15 protein-coding genes are annotated in these 15,789 nt (G+C 36.7%); 5 read left to right on the top strand and 10 right to left on the bottom strand.

What is annotated here, in order from left to right; all coding sequences use genetic code 11:
- Positions 1 to 18: 18 nt before the first annotated feature.
- The 4 genes from K2X50_02745 to K2X50_02730 all read right to left on the bottom strand — a co-directional run bounded on the left by K2X50_02745 (position 19) and on the right by K2X50_02730 (position 4,683).
- On the bottom strand, positions 19 to 1,815 hold the full coding sequence (locus tag K2X50_02745; protein MBX9586155.1) for an ABC transporter ATP-binding protein/permease: 1,797 nt from the start codon (positions 1,813 to 1,815) through the stop codon (positions 19 to 21).
- 119 nt (positions 1,816 to 1,934) lie between these two features.
- Positions 1,935 to 2,411 (bottom strand): hypothetical protein, encoded by a 477-nt coding sequence (locus K2X50_02740; GenBank protein ID MBX9586154.1) that lies wholly within the window; start codon positions 2,409 to 2,411, stop codon positions 1,935 to 1,937.
- A 46-nt stretch (positions 2,412 to 2,457) separates the two neighbouring features.
- Positions 2,458 to 3,774 (bottom strand): MFS transporter, encoded by a 1,317-nt coding sequence (locus K2X50_02735; protein ID MBX9586153.1) that lies wholly within the window; start codon positions 3,772 to 3,774, stop codon positions 2,458 to 2,460.
- Between the two features lie 12 nt (positions 3,775 to 3,786).
- Positions 3,787 to 4,683: a hypothetical protein gene (locus K2X50_02730; GenBank protein MBX9586152.1), complete on the bottom strand. Its 897-nt coding sequence runs from the start codon at positions 4,681 to 4,683 to the stop codon at positions 3,787 to 3,789.
- Between the two features lie 82 nt (positions 4,684 to 4,765).
- On the opposite strand from K2X50_02730, the gene K2X50_02725 reads away from it, so the two are divergent.
- From K2X50_02725 to K2X50_02710, 4 genes are all read left to right on the top strand, one after another.
- On the top strand, positions 4,766 to 5,833 hold the full coding sequence (locus K2X50_02725; protein MBX9586151.1) for an MC/SLC25 family protein: 1,068 nt from the start codon (positions 4,766 to 4,768) through the stop codon (positions 5,831 to 5,833).
- 158 nt (positions 5,834 to 5,991) lie between these two features.
- Positions 5,992 to 6,963, top strand: a complete 972-nt coding sequence (locus K2X50_02720; protein MBX9586150.1) for an acyltransferase domain-containing protein — start codon at positions 5,992 to 5,994, stop codon at positions 6,961 to 6,963.
- A gap of 285 nt (positions 6,964 to 7,248) precedes the next feature.
- The gene (locus K2X50_02715; GenBank protein MBX9586149.1) at positions 7,249 to 8,034 is read left to right on the top strand and encodes a helix-turn-helix transcriptional regulator; all 786 of its coding nucleotides are present in this window, start codon (positions 7,249 to 7,251) and stop codon (positions 8,032 to 8,034) included.
- Between the two features lie 103 nt (positions 8,035 to 8,137).
- Positions 8,138 to 9,058, top strand: coding sequence for an aspartate carbamoyltransferase catalytic subunit (locus tag K2X50_02710; protein ID MBX9586148.1), 921 nt, complete (start codon positions 8,138 to 8,140; stop codon positions 9,056 to 9,058).
- On the opposite strand, the gene bioD is transcribed toward K2X50_02710, so the two are convergent.
- The 4 genes from bioD to bioB are packed head-to-tail and all read right to left on the bottom strand — an operon-like array spanning position 9,050 to position 12,600.
- Positions 9,050 to 9,733 (bottom strand): dethiobiotin synthase, encoded by a 684-nt coding sequence (bioD, locus tag K2X50_02705; GenBank protein MBX9586147.1) that lies wholly within the window; start codon positions 9,731 to 9,733, stop codon positions 9,050 to 9,052. The two genes, K2X50_02710 and bioD, sit on opposite strands and share 9 nt — an antisense overlap.
- 1 nt (position 9,734) lies before the next feature.
- Complete coding sequence (locus K2X50_02700; protein MBX9586146.1) at positions 9,735 to 10,493, bottom strand: methyltransferase domain-containing protein; 759 nt, start codon at positions 10,491 to 10,493, stop codon at positions 9,735 to 9,737.
- Positions 10,490 to 11,644, bottom strand: a complete 1,155-nt coding sequence (locus tag K2X50_02695; GenBank protein MBX9586145.1) for an 8-amino-7-oxononanoate synthase — start codon at positions 11,642 to 11,644, stop codon at positions 10,490 to 10,492. Before K2X50_02695 ends, K2X50_02700 begins: the two co-directional genes overlap by 4 nt.
- Before the next feature lie 11 nt (positions 11,645 to 11,655).
- Entirely contained in the window at positions 11,656 to 12,600 is a 945-nt protein-coding gene (gene bioB, locus K2X50_02690) for a biotin synthase BioB (GenBank protein ID MBX9586144.1), read from the bottom strand.
- 84 nt (positions 12,601 to 12,684) lie between these two features.
- Here bioB and bioA point away from each other — a divergent pair, with 84 nt between their 5' ends.
- Positions 12,685 to 14,004, top strand: coding sequence for an adenosylmethionine--8-amino-7-oxononanoate transaminase (bioA, locus tag K2X50_02685; GenBank protein MBX9586143.1), 1,320 nt, complete (start codon positions 12,685 to 12,687; stop codon positions 14,002 to 14,004).
- Here bioA and K2X50_02680 read toward each other — a convergent pair.
- A complete protein-coding gene (locus K2X50_02680; protein ID MBX9586142.1) occupies positions 14,001 to 14,852 on the bottom strand; it encodes a hypothetical protein in 852 nt (283 codons plus the stop codon). The two genes, bioA and K2X50_02680, sit on opposite strands and share 4 nt — an antisense overlap.
- A gap of 120 nt (positions 14,853 to 14,972) precedes the next feature.
- On the bottom strand, positions 14,973 to 15,743 hold the full coding sequence (gene blaOXA / locus K2X50_02675) for a class D beta-lactamase (GenBank protein ID MBX9586141.1): 771 nt from the start codon (positions 15,741 to 15,743) through the stop codon (positions 14,973 to 14,975).
- Between the last annotated feature and the right edge of the window lie 46 nt (positions 15,744 to 15,789).

The raw sequence follows: 15,789 nt of genomic DNA, 5'->3' as shown, positions 1-15,789 counted from the left end.
ACTTCTCAGGAAATGTTTTTAGACCCGTGAGTTTCTCCACTCTAGATATTCTACAGCTTCGTCTTCTTCACGCTTGTTTAAGGGTTTGATATCCTCAACAGAAACCCCTAACTTATCGCATTGAACCAAAACTTGTTTGTAGAATGAGCCTTTTAGATCCATCAGTTCTTTATAAGTTCCAGTTTCTACAATTTTGCCATGTTCAAAATAAACAATACGATCTGCATTCACAGCCACATTTGGATCATGTGTTACTATTAGAGTAGTTGCGAAACCCGTCAACTGATCAAGTGTCTTTAGAACTTCTCTTGAAGTTTCGTGATCAAGAGCTGAAGTAGGTTCATCCAACAAGAATATGTGCGCCCCTTTTTTCAATAATGCTCGAGCAATTGCAATCCGCTGTTTTTCTCCACCAGAAAAATTTGAACCTTGCTGTTGGACGCTTCCAAAAAACCGTTGTTTCTCGAATTTTAGACCCGCGTGCTTAGCTGCAGAAAGGATATCTCCTTCTTGTGCTTTTAAATCACCATAATTAATATTACTAAGAATGGTTCCTTCCATTAATCCAGTTTCCTGAGATACCACTGAAATACTAGACCTAAGATCTTCAGTTGAGATGGCGGTAATATCATTACCATCTAATGAAATCTTTCCTGAAAAATTATAAAAACGTTGCAATAACTTCAATAATGTGGATTTACCTGATCCAGTTGACCCCATTATTGCCACTTTCTGTTTAGGCTCAACCGTAAAACTGATATTACTCAGACTAGGCTTATTCTCACCGTAAGAAAAACTAACATTTTCGAAAGTAATTCTTGGCGCTGATTTCATTCCAATATATTTAGAGTTGACTGGTTCAGCGATAGAAGACTTTGTATCAAAAAAGTTCGAGATAAGTCTTGTATCGAGCAAGCCCATGTACAAAGTATTTATTTTTGATGGAAGAGAATCTAAAAGTGAACTAAAACGGAAAACATAGTAAATGAATGGTAATAGGTCTTTCATTTTAAGGACACCGCTCGGGTTTCTCATCAACGTATAAAGAATAACCGCTACGATACTTACTTGGCTCAAGCTAGATAAGAATAATGAATTTTTCTCACCTTCTTTTTGAACCTGATTGTAAGATGATTCCATTTTCGATAGCGCTTTATTTAGCTTATCGAGTTCAAATTTTGTGTTTCCGTATTGATGTGCTATTTGATAATTGTTGATAGCGCCCATTAGAACCATAAAAGATTCTCTCATGAGCAACGAATTTTCTTCTTTCAACTTTGAGCTCATGCTCTCTCTTAAGAAAGCCGAAACGGAATAAGCCGCTAAAATCAATACTGGAGCAACCCCTACTAGTCCGTAGTAATATGTTAAAGCAGCAGATAAGCCAAATGTTTCTGTAAAGATCGGCAATATGTCTGAATAAAGAGTAGGTGCAATTAATCCGACAGAACCATAGTTCTTTGATGTAATTAATGCACAGGAACCTGTTGGAGCTCCCAACATAGTATCAAGCTCTCTTTTATATACAGAATCCACCATGTTTAGAGTTATTTCTTTTTGAGTATTATGTCGAACCTCGCCTACAATATAGTCCCGTACTCGCGGAAGAACTACATTCATAGCGAGCCCCAAAAGACTCATACCTGCCGCACCCGCAACAGAGCCAAAAATACCTTCTTCACCAGCTTCAGCAATAGCGCTGATGATTGGTAATGGTAAAAGGACCTTGTTTGCAGCAATCACCATGTCTAAAACATGCACTGCTGCCATTTTACTTGGATTCATCTTATAAAGACTTTCCATAAATTCACGCATAAAGTTCTCCTATTTGTTTATCAATTTCACCTCTCGGATATTTCCAACACCCGAGAAACAGTTGACGATTAAAAGATAAAATACGAATTTAAAAAATACGTACATTTACCTACTAAAACCTAATTAAATATCCAAATTCCTCCAGCGAAAATTGAAAGAAGTGTAATAAATAATTGATAAAAAAAGTTCATAATTATATTGCCGACATTACTGGCATCTGCTTTTCCATTTTTAAGCATTTCTTGCGTATGAGTCCAAAATCCACTTAACCCGTATATATACATATTGATCAGTGTTGCAGCCCAAAATGGACCCCTCATCCAAATTGCCAAAACACCCATCAGGCCGATACATAACTGTGAGAAACCATATTTAATTTGATAAGGTCCGCCCGGCCATCCAAGCATCGTGGATGTTTTTTGAGCAAAAAAAACATTAATAAAAATCCCGATAATACCAAGCGAACCAAAGGTAAAAATAAATTGGTCAAGCAAAATAACGCTACTTATTTCTGCTAACGTTTCAGGAACACCAACAAATAAAAAGTATAGTCCCGACGCAAGAAGACCCAAACCCCACAATACTAAAAAAAACATAAAAACCTCCTTCATTAAATTAATTTAAAAAATAAGATATCTTTTTTTATTCGACTCCTACAGACTCTCGCAAAAAAGATATTTCTTCTAACTCCACAATTCGTCTAGATTTATAGACCACTACTGAGAGAAAGCTCACTAAAATTCCGGATAAGAAAAACATAAAGGCAATTCCTCGCCCAGCACCTACTCCGAAAACTTTTCCAAAAGATCCTTCCAGTATTCCACCTGGTAGAAAAAGAGGGTTAAAAACTTTGTCGGCCAAAAAGCCGGCGCTAGCGTAAGCTATAACTGCACCTAAGTATGTAAACACAGAAATCAGAGACCATGCTCGTCCTTGAGCTTCATTGCTAATATTCTTTCTAATTAAAACATCTACACTACTGTTCACGAATGGAATAACAGAGAAAAATATGATTCCTGGAATAATAACTGACCAAATATTTTGGACGATCCCAATAAATGAAAACGATATGCCCATAAAAAACAAGGAAATTGATAATATACGTCGATTACTCTGCTTGCGTTGTACAACAGTAATAAAGAAGGATGCAGCTAACATCCCTAGAGCACACACAGACTGCGAAATCCCCAATACACTCGCCGTACTAAATGAAAGCACCATAGGAGGCAAAAGTGTTTGCAATAGCCCTACGTAGAACAACAATAGTGCTACAATTGATATTAAAAAGACAATCCCTTTGTTTTTAAATATAACTTTTAAACCAAAATAAATATCTTCCTTTATCGAGAATTTCTTTACTTCAGCATGTTTTTTTTCCGGAATATTAAAGCGCAAAATTACAAGTAACACTAACGCTGCTGAAAACAAAAATGTGAACGCATCAATCAACAACACAATTTTTATTGAAAACATAGACATTAAAATTCCGGCAAGAAAAGGGGCGATCAAAAACTGACCCGCGTTTGATAGCTGCAGTAATCCACTCGCTTTTGAATAAAGTTCTTCGGGAAGAAAATCAGAGACGGATGCTTTATAAGCAGGATTTTGGCAAGCAAAGAAAATTGAGCTAAGCATAATTCCCGGATATATAAAAAACAAATTGGACGCACTTTTATCTAATAATAAAAACGTCACTCCAATACCTACCGCAGATCCAATATTTCCTACCAACATAAGAAAAGTACGATTAAACCTATCGGCCAGAACTCCTCCTAATGGGCGAAACAAAAAAGCGGGTAAAAAACTGCATAACACAACCATGGCCGTACTTGTCGCAAGCCCTGTACGATCGAAAGCGTACACCCCCAAAGCAAATGCCGACAAACCTGATCCTATCGTCGAAATAAAATCGCCCGTCCAGATCAAAAGAAAGCAAGAAAAGGGGGTGTTTTTAATCATTTTCATTTCTCCTTAAGAAGCATACGGTGATGAAGCAATGTTTCGATCTAGAGGATCGTTGATCTTTACCGCTTTGTTATCTTTCAAAATATAATCCGGGAAAGTGGCTAATGGATAATTGTGTTTTAGCGACTTGAAAATAAAATGCATCAGCGTTGCCACCAAACAAAAGAATGAAATCTCAATCAGTTGAACAGGGATATTAAAATAATACAATTGAACATGGCTACCTGTTGCAGCTAACCAAAAAGCAAGCAAATAGAAGCTTAAGCCGCCTTTCGTTGCATTAAAAATATAACTGATAAAGACCAAAAAACTCATCAACTGCATTACATAGAGGCCATAGGATACTAAACTCTGAACGGAGGACACACCGTACCCCGGAAGCACCCAAAGACCAAATAGAAGCCCCGTCAATAGAGCGGCAGAAATATTATTTTTGAACTTTCCTTGCAAAGTTGGTAAAACAAAGCCTATCCATCCAAACACCCCACCAATTAATCCAGCTTCCTCAATAAAATTCCACAAAGATTTCAAAATTATATGAGGAATAGTCATTGTAATTTCAGGCAATGGGATTCCAAAAATACGGCAACCGTAGTGCAACACCAATTCAAACACAATAAATATTCCAATAATTACCGGAAACCAGAAAAGATCTTCTTTTCGTGGAATAATTTTCAAAGCCATATTTTTCAGTCCTGTTCGCCCGCCAGCGATGTAGGAAATCATCAAACCTATAAAAGACGGTAGGTACAGAATAAAAATGATCAATGGATGTGTCAGCTCTAATGGGCCTAAAATCGGTGTCAAAACTTTGGAAAAAGCCACCCAACTTATTAGTATAGCCCAACTAACCCCAATGACCGTCGCTAAATAAGCGAACAAATATTTAGAATCCGTTTTCATATCAATCTCCTGTTAATAATTTACAATCATCAAAAAATAACACCTAAAAACTGCTCAATCACTACGTAAATCTACAGATAGATTGGAAATTCTTACTAAGATAAAAATCACTCACCTTTCAGAAATTGAATCCTTACTTATTTTTGAGAAAGAACTTTCTGATTGGCTAATCAATATTAATTTTTTAACGTTAAAAGGAGATATTATGAAAAAAGATGATGCCATGTTATCCAGGGAAGAGAACAACCTACCAAGTTATGATGCACAGAGCTTCCAATCTCGGTTGTTTTATAAAGCAGGGGTAGCACCAGGAACCGTAGCTTTTTTTGAAAAAATTATCACGCATCCGCTAGATACCGTAATTACATTTCAACAACAAAACAACACAAAATTTTTTTCTACAAGTCGTACTATTTATAAAAACTATGGCGCCTCTGGTTTTTATCGGGGACTTTCTTGGCCATTGGTGATGTCTACACCTCCTGGCGCGATAATTGTTTATGGTTCCTATGAAGCTTTGAAAGAAGTTTTTTATGCTCAAGGACTAAAAAATAAAACAATGAATGCTGTAAACAGCAGTCTGATTACTGCCATATTCTGCTCAATCATTGCAACACCAATTGAAGCAAAGAGAATTCGTGACACATTCAAAATCAAGGTTGAAAATCCTACCAGTAAATTACGTTATCATTTTAAAGGATTTATCCCAATGACTTTAAAATTGACTTTACATTCGCCATTTGTTCTCGCTGGAACTGATATATTTAAAGAAAGGGCCTACCAATATGGTCTAGATTCAAATAATACTTATCTTAAAGAATGGACAGATATTAAAAAACCGTACACAGCATTTATTGGAGGATTATTCACTGGAATTTTCTCACAATTAATTACTACGCCCGCTGATGTTTTAAAAACTAAGGTCATGGGTGACTATAGCGCGAAACCCTTATCTTTAAAGCAACACCTCATAAAAGCTTATAGTGAAAAAAATCTATTCCAATCCACTGGCAGTCGTGTTTTAAAATTTGGCTTACACTCCAGTGTTATGCTCGGTGGGATGCATATGATTGGGACATTTTTTCAACAGCGTCGCAATCATCCGGAATTAGTTCCAGATGCAGAATCAACCCACACACTAAAAAACTAAGATCTGATAAAATATAAAAATCTGAAGGGTTATAAGAAAGCGTTCTGAAAATTCGTCTGGGGGGGGGGTATGTACCTTATTGATATTTTTCTATAAGGCCAATACCCCCCAGATGATTACAAAGATATACATTTATCTTTATTCCAAGGAAAACATTAATGTCTCATAATTTAAAAACCGTATTCATGTTCACCGGTCAAGGTTCACAGTATTACCATATGGGCCACTCTCTTTACCAAGAGAATACAGTCTTCAGAAAAGCTTTGGACCATCTCGATGATCTGGTCAAATCCATCGCCGGTTATTCTGTACTGACTGCCATTTATGATCAGAATAAGGTTATTACCGATAATCTAGATACATTAGCAGTTACGCATCCTGCAATATTTATGATTCAGCACGCTATGGTACAGACCTTAAAATCTCTGTCCATTTATCCTGATATTGTCCTAGGTTATAGCTTGGGTGAATACTGTGCTTTAACTACTGCGGAATCCATCAATCCGGATCAAGCACTCACGCTTATTCTACATCAAGCGAAAATTGTTTCTGCGTCTTGCGAATATGGCTTTATGTATGCCATAGTCTCTGAGCGAGAGAGAGATCTGCCATCCGAGTTGAATATCCCTCAAATCGAGTTAGTGTCTAAAAATTTTAAACAGCATTTTGTAGTTGCTGGCCCACATAGCTCTGAATCGACGTTAATCAATCGTCTTAATTCATTAAACGTGCATTATTTCAGACTTCCTATTCATTATGGTTTTCATTCTAGCGCTATTGAACCTGCCATTGAGCCAATAAGCGCCATTCTCGATACAACGGTTTTTCAATCACCTAAAATACCTGTTGCATCATCCACAATATGTAATTTTATCGATTCTGTAGATAGCAGTCACTTTTATAAAGTTATACGCACGCCTCTACATTTTCAAGAAACACTCGAATTTCTAGAAAATCAAGGCCAGTATCAATATATCGACATAGGCCCCACAGATACTCTTACTACATTTGCAAAGTATTATATTAAACCATACTCCAAATCTAAAATTATCTCGACGATGAGCCTATCTAAAGAGAGATATAACACGTCAGCACTAAAGTCGGATCTCATCAAACAGCTTCAACAATAGACACCTGATATTTCTAAAATTACATCACCCTAGTCTCGAGAAGAAGACTAGCTTCTCTGAACTTGCGAGGCTTTATTCACTACAAGTCAAACGTAGATTGCCTCATATCATTGTTCACATTAGTGTTATAAATCTACGTATTTTATACGGATGTTTTGATAGTGACCTGATTTCTTAATCCCTTTTCTGATTAAAAACTACGTAATTCATACGGATGTTTTGATAGCAATGGATCGTTTAGACTGTAATTCTAGAAATTTGAATTTTTAACATATGGAGTAGATTATGCCAACCAGAAACGAACGAGCACTTACTAAAGCTAGTTGCACTAAAAATGATTCATTTAGGAATATGCGAAATAATGCCCACAATAGCAATCATAATGGTACAACCATCGCTTTAAGTTACGGTGATTTGAAGAATACTATTTTACAATTTGAATACTTACGTACACTTATAGCAATACTGCCTAATTTAGCCTATTTAAAAGACGTTGAAAATAATCGCTATATCTATATCAACAACCATTTTAAGGCTATATTCAATAATGAATCAATTCAAGTAACTGATCTAATAGATGAAACGATATCAATACATGAAAAAAAAGCTATCGAAGATAATCATGAAATATTAGACAAGAAAATATACCCTCTAATTCATTCAGATGGCAGTTTACATGAGCTACAATTAAACTTTTACCCTCTCAGCATTGAATCAATTGAAAAAAAATACATCCTAGTATATGGCACTCAGAGCACGAGCAAACTCTCTTCCGCGTCATTATACTTAATCTATAAGAATCATTATTCTGACGAGAAAATTGCTCTGGATAATTTCTTTACAGCGATAGGCCTGAGCGAATACCTAGATGGAAATAAAATAACTCCTCGAGAATTCGAAGTTTTACTGATGTTATCGAAAGGATTATCTGCGAAAGAAATAGCGAGGGTTCTAAACTTTTCAAGTCGCACCGCTGAAAATCATATTATGAACATCAAGGTAAAGTTTTCTGTCAATAGCAATATTGAATTGCTGAGTATATTTTTATCCTGCTATAGAATTGAAGGTTAATTTTTTATGTTGAACTTAAAAAAAGCCGCGGGAGGGAGATAGTTGACGAGGGTACGGAGTAATGCCATACTGATTCGATTGAATTAATTTAATCAGGGTAGTCATGTCAACACTCGGCCTTCGTCATCTATTGGATATCGAATCTCTTTCTCTCGATGTCATTTTTCAAATATTAAATGCTGGTAATGAATACCTCAATAAATCTCACTGGAAAAATCAATCTAAAGCTGATTCAAAAATTCTATGCAATGCTTTTTTTGAATCTAGCACAAGAACGCGGTGCAGCTTTGAATTAGCCGCGAAACGATTAGGCATTGAAGTAATCAATTTTGACGTTAGTACGTCATCAACGTTAAAAGGTGAATCACTGCTCGATACCTTTAGAGCACTTACAGCAATGAAAATCGATGCCTTTGTGGTGCGTCATCACGAAGTGGGGATTCCGAAATTTCTGGCTGAAAATCTGCCGCCGACTATTTCAATCATCAATGCAGGCGATGGCCATCATGCTCACCCAACGCAGGCTCTATTAGATGTTATGACAATTCAACAACATAATCCAAATTTTATGACTTTGAGCATTGCCATCGTTGGCGATATTAGCCACTCTCGCGTTGCACGATCACAAATAGCGTTATTTAGAAAATTGGGTATTAAAGATATTCGACTCATCGCACCAGCTGCACTTATACCTTCTGAATTCATCGGAAAGGAATTTTCTCAGTTCAGTCAATTAAATGAAGGGCTACAAGACGTGGATGTAATTATTGTTTTACGCATCCAAAAAGAAAGAATGCAAGATGCCGATATGCCAAATTTTTCCGACTATTTTCAGCATTACGGCATCAAACCAGAAAATTTACTACACGCTAAAAAAGGCGCCATTGTTATGCATCCAGGCCCTATCAATCGTGAAATCGATATAGCAAGCCAAGTAGCTGATGGATCTCAATCTGTCATTCTAAAACAAATCACGAATGGGGTGGCAATTAGGATGGCCGTTCTAAATCATTTTCTACAATAGTTGCGATAAAATTAAATCGGTTTCAATTTTAGGGATACTATCAGACTCTATACAGTATGGTATAATTCCCAAACATGGCGCCGGTATCCATTCAGCAATTGATTGAATATTTTCATCCAGTTCCAACATCGAATTATCAATACAATTTGCTATCCATCCTAAAAAAGTTACTTTGTTTTGCATGATTTTCTGAGCCGTTAAAATTGCATGATTCACGCAACCCAGTCGAATGCCCACTACCAAAATAATCGGAAAATTCAATTTAATAACAACGTCTGACATAAGTTCGTTATCATTAATAGGCACTGACCACCCCCCAACACCTTCAATGATATTGATATCCGCTTCTTGTTGAATCGAACGCGTAATTACGTCAATAATGAGTCTAGAAGAAAGATACCCCCCCACTTTCTTGGCTGCAATATGCGGAGCGATGGGTTCCTGAAATGAAATGGGGTTAATTATTTGATAGCCTCTCTTTATCGATGCTGCTTTTTGTATCGCGAGCGCATCTTCATTTACAAGCTGACCCTCTTCATTTAGAAAGCAACCAGACGCGACGGGTTTTAATCCAAAGGTTTTATAGCCTTTCATATTCAACTGATGAAGCAGTGCAACAGTACAAAACGTTTTACCTACATTGGTATCTGTTCCAGTTATAAATACATTAGCCATATTAGACACTTCCTTTTTTAGCAATGAAAATGCCAATGTGGTACGTTAATGAGATATTTTCTTTTTCGAGAAAAAAGTTTTTCATTCTTTTACCGAGATGGTTTATCTGATTTATACCGGTTCGATCTAATATACAATTCGCTCCAACTCCTTTTATAGATTTTAAAGCGTCAAGATGCGTATCAAAAACTTGAATATAGTTGAAATGATGGCATTGGATCGACTGTAAGTTTAAATCCCTTAAAATTGTTTTCACTTCCCATCCAAATCGTTGTTTATTTCTATAACACTGATTAAGCTCAATAAATGTACCTTCTAGGGGAATCGAAAATATTAATATGCCATTTTTTCTCAGAATTGAATAAAATAAAGAGAGGGCATTATTAATATTCAAAGACCACTGCAGGCCCATATTACAAAAAATTAGATCCAGAGTATTTTCAGGCAATAATCTTTCATCGAAATCGCCCACAATAAACTCTATATCTTTACCTTCAAGTTTCATTCTTGCGATCTCCATCAAATTCTCTGAAATATCTATGGAATACATTTTTTTATATCGGATTTTTTCTATCAGAGCTAATGTGCTATTTCCTGTGCCACTTGCAAAATCCGCTATGCCCTGAAATTCTCTATTATTTTGACATAGCAATTCAATTGACTTCTCACAAATTTTCTTCTGAACACAGTCATGAATATCATATGTTTTAAATGCCTTATTGAATGTTCGCTTGATACGATCTTTAATCAACGTTGTCATATGATGGACTCGCAAATACTATCTATCAAACGAACAATATCTGACTCTTGATGCATACAATTGAGCGATATTCGAATACACGCTTGATTATCAGGAACTGTAGGCGGCCGTATGCATGAAACAAAAAATCCCTTAGTTAGCATTATTTTCTGAAGTTCCAACACTTTAATATTATTACCAATTATGATTGACTTTATCGGGGTTGGATCTAGCGAGGATAGATTCAAACCTCTAGCTAGTGCTTTGCTAATAAAAAATTCTGTTAATTCTATTAGCTTTTCACGTCGCCATATCTGTTCGTTAACAATCCTTAATGTTATCAACAATGCGCATGCTATCGCTGGGGGAAGCGCCGTAGTGTAACGATAGGTACGCGCGAACTGCAACACAGTTTCAATAACTTCTTTTTTTCCAGCAACCATAGCCCCCATCGCATTAAAGGCTTTTCCTAAGGGCGCCACTAAACAATCAATTTGATTAGGATTGATCTTTGCATGTTCACATATCCCCCTGCCCCATTTTCCTAATACACCTATACCGTGTGCATCATCTACTACAACCATTGATTGATGATAATTCGCCAATGAAGTAATTTCTGAAATAGGCGAAATACTGCCTTTCATACTAAAAACACTTTCAGTGATTATTAAATCTGGTTTTTTTAACTGTGCCAATCGTATTAAATCTATCAAAGAATTATGTTGATATCGAAAATGCTTAGCCCTTGATAATTGTATTCCATCTAATATTGATGCATGACAAAATTTATCCGACAAAATACTATTTTTTCTATCGACCAGTGCTGTTATTGTACCTATATTTGCCAGGTACCCTGAACTGAACAATATTGCCTTTTCAACTCCCAACCAATTTGCAAATTCAATTTCAAATTCATTCTGCGCTGAATAATATCCTGAAATAAAGGCTGAAGCACCACTGCCCAATCCATATTCATCAATTCCTCTTGAATAGGCTTCAATAATTTGTGGGTTTTTTGATAACCCTAGGTAATCATTACTGCAGAAATTTATCATGGAATTATTCTCCACGATCACAGTATTTCGTTCTGATTTACGAATTGAATGTCTTGTTCTTAATAGAGCATTTGCTTTCCATTTCTCAAGCTTAAGCTTGTTTTTACCTAACAAAATACTCGTCCTTTTCAAATTTGTGGTAGCTTCATGCCTAGATTTTTCATCAAGTCACAATCTTTATAGTAACTGGGATTGGGCGCTGTCAATAATACATCGCCGATAAATATTGAATTCGCCCCGGACATAAAACACCAAGCCTGAAACTCATCACTCATATTTTCTCGACCTGCTGACAAGCGAATCATAGAGCGTGGGAACATGATGCGTGTTACAGCAATTGTTTTTATAAAATCAAAATTCCCTATTTCATTGTTATTTTCGAGCGGGGTTCCTTTTATGGGTATTAATTTATTTATCGGTATACTTTTCGGCGGTTCATTAAAACTGGCTAATTGCATTAGCATTTCTATTCGATCTTCCCTAGTCTCCCCAAGCCCTAATATTCCTCCACAACACACATTTATCCCAGCATTAATAACATGATTGATAGTATCTAAACGATCTTGATAGGTTCTCGTGGTAATAATTGTGGGGTAAAATTTCTCAGACGTGTCCAAATTGTGATTATAGAAATCTAAACCTACTGATTTCAACTCATTGGCTTGCGATTCATTTAATAAACCTAATGTAACACAAGTTTCTAATTCAAGTGATTTAATATCCTTGATTATTTGCAACACTTCTTGAAAACCTTTTTTTGGAGGACTTCTCCAAGCAGCCCCCATGCAAAATCGTTTAGCTCCATTTTTTTTAGCTTTTTTTGCCTGTTCAATAATAGTATTTCGATCAAGCAATTTTTCTCGTTTTAGATCTGTTTTATAATGCGCACTTTGAGGGCAGTAGGTACAATCTTCAGGACACCCGCCTGTTTTAATATTCGATAGTGTACAATATTCCATATTTTGTGGATCAAAATATTCTTTATGTACAGAGTAGGCCTGGTGCACCAATTCAAAAATTGGCATCTCAAATAATTCTAGTACAGAGCTCTTACTCCAACTGATACTGCTCATTTGTTTTTCCTAATATGTTGCACCGAAAGCATCGTATATGCTAATCTCTTTTTAGTCAACCATATATTATTATTGAGTTTACTAATGAATAAAAATAGCGACATCCCTCAAGACGCCCAGTTTATCTGGCACCCCTGCTCCCAAATGAAAGACCACGAGCTATATAAGCCTTTAGTGATTGAGCGCGCCTACGGAAGTTATTTAGAATTATCCAATGGTGAAATAATTATTGATGCTATATCAAGTTGGTGGTGTAAATCGCTTGGACATAATCATCCAATTCTCAAAAATGCTTTGCTAAAACAGCTAGATTGCTTCGAACATATTGATCTCGCAAATACTACAAACCATCTCATCACACGCTTATCCGAAAAATTATCTCAACTGATGCCACATCTGAGCAAAGTATTTTACGCAAGTGATGGCTCATCAGCAGTTGAAATTGCACTCAAAATGAGTTTGCATGCTCGAGTTAATGAAGGTAATTTTAAAAAAACACATTTTATTGCCTTAAAAAATGCTTATCACGGTGAAACGCTAGGCGCTTTGAGCGTTAGTGATCTAGGAATTTATCGCGCTCCTTATCAATCAGCATTATTAAAAACTCCTTTTATAGAACCAGCCTATGTTGCAAACACTGACGATCCCATTTGGAATGATGCTCACAGTTTTTGGATTGAAACGGAAAAAAGTTTAGAACATTACTGCGATACGGCAACTGCTTTGATCATCGAACCCATCGTTCAAGGTGCAGCGGGCATGAAAATTATTAGCAAAGATTTTTTAGAAAAATTAGCTGTTTGGGCAAAAGCTCACGATATTCACATTATTGCCGATGAAATTATGACTGGCATTGGACGTACAGGAAAAATGCTTGCTTGCGACCACACCAACATTCAACCTGATTTTGTATGTGTTTCTAAAGGTCTCACATCAGGATGGTTGCCATTTAGTGCAGTAATCACAACGGATACAATATATAACTATTTTTATGACGATTATGAAACTGGGAAAGCTTTTTTACACTCACACACTTATTCAGGAAATGCCCTAGCTGCAAGTGTTGCACTGGCAACCTTAGAAGTCATTAAAGAACAAGCTCTTTGTGAACGTGCTAATTATTTACAGAAAATTATGATGAAAGATTTTCAAGACATCGCTGATCAAACAGGTAAACTAAAAAATCTTCGTGGTATTGGAGCTATTGTCGCCGCAGATTTAATTGAAGAAAAAAATATACCAAGGCAAGGGTTCAAAATATTTCAAGAGGCCATAAAACGAGGCGCTTTATTGCGCCCATTAGGCAATACTCTCTACTGGTTTCCACCCTTAAATATCGATGAAAAAATTTTACACGAATTAAAATTAATCACTCTAGAAGCGATTCAGTCTGTAACTGCTTAATAATCACTGCTTGGATTATCTATCCATTCATCGCAATTTTGATTCCACCAGTTATTCGCCTCAGAACTTGAACTAAACTCAATAAATTGATCCGCTCCGTATTGAGGACAAACGTATTCAGGTCTATAAGCACTTCGATATTGATACGTATCATATCGAGGTGAAGTGCTGTACCAACCAGTTCCATACGGGCAAGAAACATGAACACTGTCTTCGTCAGCTTGATCTATCGTATAACAAATAAAATACCGATTTGGGTAAGCTCCAGAGGAAAATCCGGTGTACGGTGTGGATAAATAGGGATAACCGAAATATGGATAAACGGTGGAAGTACCACTACTACCTCCGTAATAGTAGTTGTTAGTATTATCACGTTGGTTATGTCTCCACCCATGTCCTCTGTCTTGACGATGTCTTTCTCGGTCAGCTCTTGAAAAATCGCGACGATCTTGTTGTGAAGACTGTATTATTGTCGGTTGAACAGGTCTTTGAAACTGCTGTGCTATAGGTTCACGTTGTTGACGAACTCTAGACACTTCATTTCTTCGAATTTCAGTTCTTTGAGGTCTGACTGACTGACGAAATTCTTGTACTTTCCGCACAACAGGTCGCTGCCTTTCTCGCACAACAGTCGAACTTGTCTGCTGAAATTGTTGAACTTGCGGAACAACAACGGGCTGATTGGTTTGAACTCGCGGTGCAACAACAGTTTGATTTTGCCGAATTTGTGAGGATTGATCTTGCCCTCTCTGTCCACCGTGTCGCCCCCTATCTTGATCGCGATCTTCAGCATAGGAATTCCCCAAAATCGCTGCTCCAACGATCAATATTGTGGTAAATAACCTCATGACACAGCACTCCCTTATGGTCATCTATTAGCTCTATCACCTACATTATAGCCTACAATTCAGACTACCGCTTGGGACCTCCATAAATACAGAGCATTGAGCGCCAAAATACCCAAAATCCTAACCCGGGAGATGCTGAGCTTTGATCAACTGCTTCAGTTTAGGAAGGGCTTCTTCTTTCGCTCTTCGCCCACCCCAGGAATCCATTTTTTTGCTGTCTTCAATATAATGCGCAAAAATAATTTTACGATTACCTTTTTCTATCCAACCCACAAACCAACCGGCCTGAGTATCTTTGCTGCCGGTTTTTCCATACAGCTTCCAACCATCATCCAAATTGTCTACAAACATAATTTGCTTTGTAAGGGTTTGAGATTTTTTAGAAATAGGTAATTTGTTTTCTGATAACTTTTTCAAAAATTGAACTTGTTCGTCAGGAGAAATTTCTAACGAACTTACCAACCAAGCATGTGTGAGACCATTATTCTTGCCTTTTTCTCCAGAAGCATCTTGATTACCATAATTAAATTTTTCTAAATAATTTTGAAATTTTTTCATCCCCAGTTTTTGAGTGACTTCCTGAGAATACCATACACAACTATTTTTCATCCAACTAGAAGGGGATTGCGATTGTTTACACGCTTCCACGACCGTGGGCGCGCCTACTTTATAGGGATAAACAGGTTGAAGTTCATTGAGTAAAATTCCACTATCATAACCCATCAAGCTAATGGCCACTTTAAATGTTGAACACGGAGACTGACGTTCCTGACAATGACCGATTTTCTGCATAATATGTTTATTTTCTGTTGCCATAAAACATTTGGTTTCCGCAAGTGCAGCACCATTTGAAACGCATAAAAGGCTGAAAAATAAAATGGCTTTTTTCATAGTATCCTCAATAGATTATTGCATGAATTTTACACTGAATAATACT

The sequence above is a fragment of the Gammaproteobacteria bacterium genome (assembly GCA_019748175.1).
Taxonomy (GTDB): Bacteria; Pseudomonadota; Gammaproteobacteria; order JAIEPX01; family JAIEPX01; genus JAIEPX01.
The sequence above is the reverse complement of the archived record's forward strand: the minus strand, read 5'-3'. Positions and strand labels throughout refer to the sequence as shown.

Coding starts and splice junctions, on each gene's coding strand:
- K2X50_02745 (MBX9586155.1), bottom strand. CDS start 1,815: ATGCGTGAATTTATGGAAAGTCTTTATAAGATGAATCCAAGTAAAATG.
- K2X50_02740 (MBX9586154.1), bottom strand. CDS start 2,411: ATGTTTTTTTTAGTATTGTGGGGTTTGGGTCTTCTTGCGTCGGGACTA.
- K2X50_02735 (MBX9586153.1), bottom strand. CDS start 3,774: ATGATTAAAAACACCCCCTTTTCTTGCTTTCTTTTGATCTGGACGGGC.
- K2X50_02730 (MBX9586152.1), bottom strand. CDS start 4,683: ATGAAAACGGATTCTAAATATTTGTTCGCTTATTTAGCGACGGTCATT.
- K2X50_02720 (MBX9586150.1), top strand. CDS start 5,992: ATGTCTCATAATTTAAAAACCGTATTCATGTTCACCGGTCAAGGTTCA.
- K2X50_02715 (MBX9586149.1), top strand. CDS start 7,249: ATGCCAACCAGAAACGAACGAGCACTTACTAAAGCTAGTTGCACTAAA.
- K2X50_02710 (MBX9586148.1), top strand. CDS start 8,138: ATGTCAACACTCGGCCTTCGTCATCTATTGGATATCGAATCTCTTTCT.
- bioD (MBX9586147.1), bottom strand. CDS start 9,733: ATGGCTAATGTATTTATAACTGGAACAGATACCAATGTAGGTAAAACG.
- K2X50_02700 (MBX9586146.1), bottom strand. CDS start 10,493: ATGACAACGTTGATTAAAGATCGTATCAAGCGAACATTCAATAAGGCA.
- bioB (MBX9586144.1), bottom strand. CDS start 12,600: ATGAGCAGTATCAGTTGGAGTAAGAGCTCTGTACTAGAATTATTTGAG.
- bioA (MBX9586143.1), top strand. CDS start 12,685: ATGAATAAAAATAGCGACATCCCTCAAGACGCCCAGTTTATCTGGCAC.
- K2X50_02680 (MBX9586142.1), bottom strand. CDS start 14,852: ATGAGGTTATTTACCACAATATTGATCGTTGGAGCAGCGATTTTGGGG.
- blaOXA (MBX9586141.1), bottom strand. CDS start 15,743: ATGAAAAAAGCCATTTTATTTTTCAGCCTTTTATGCGTTTCAAATGGT.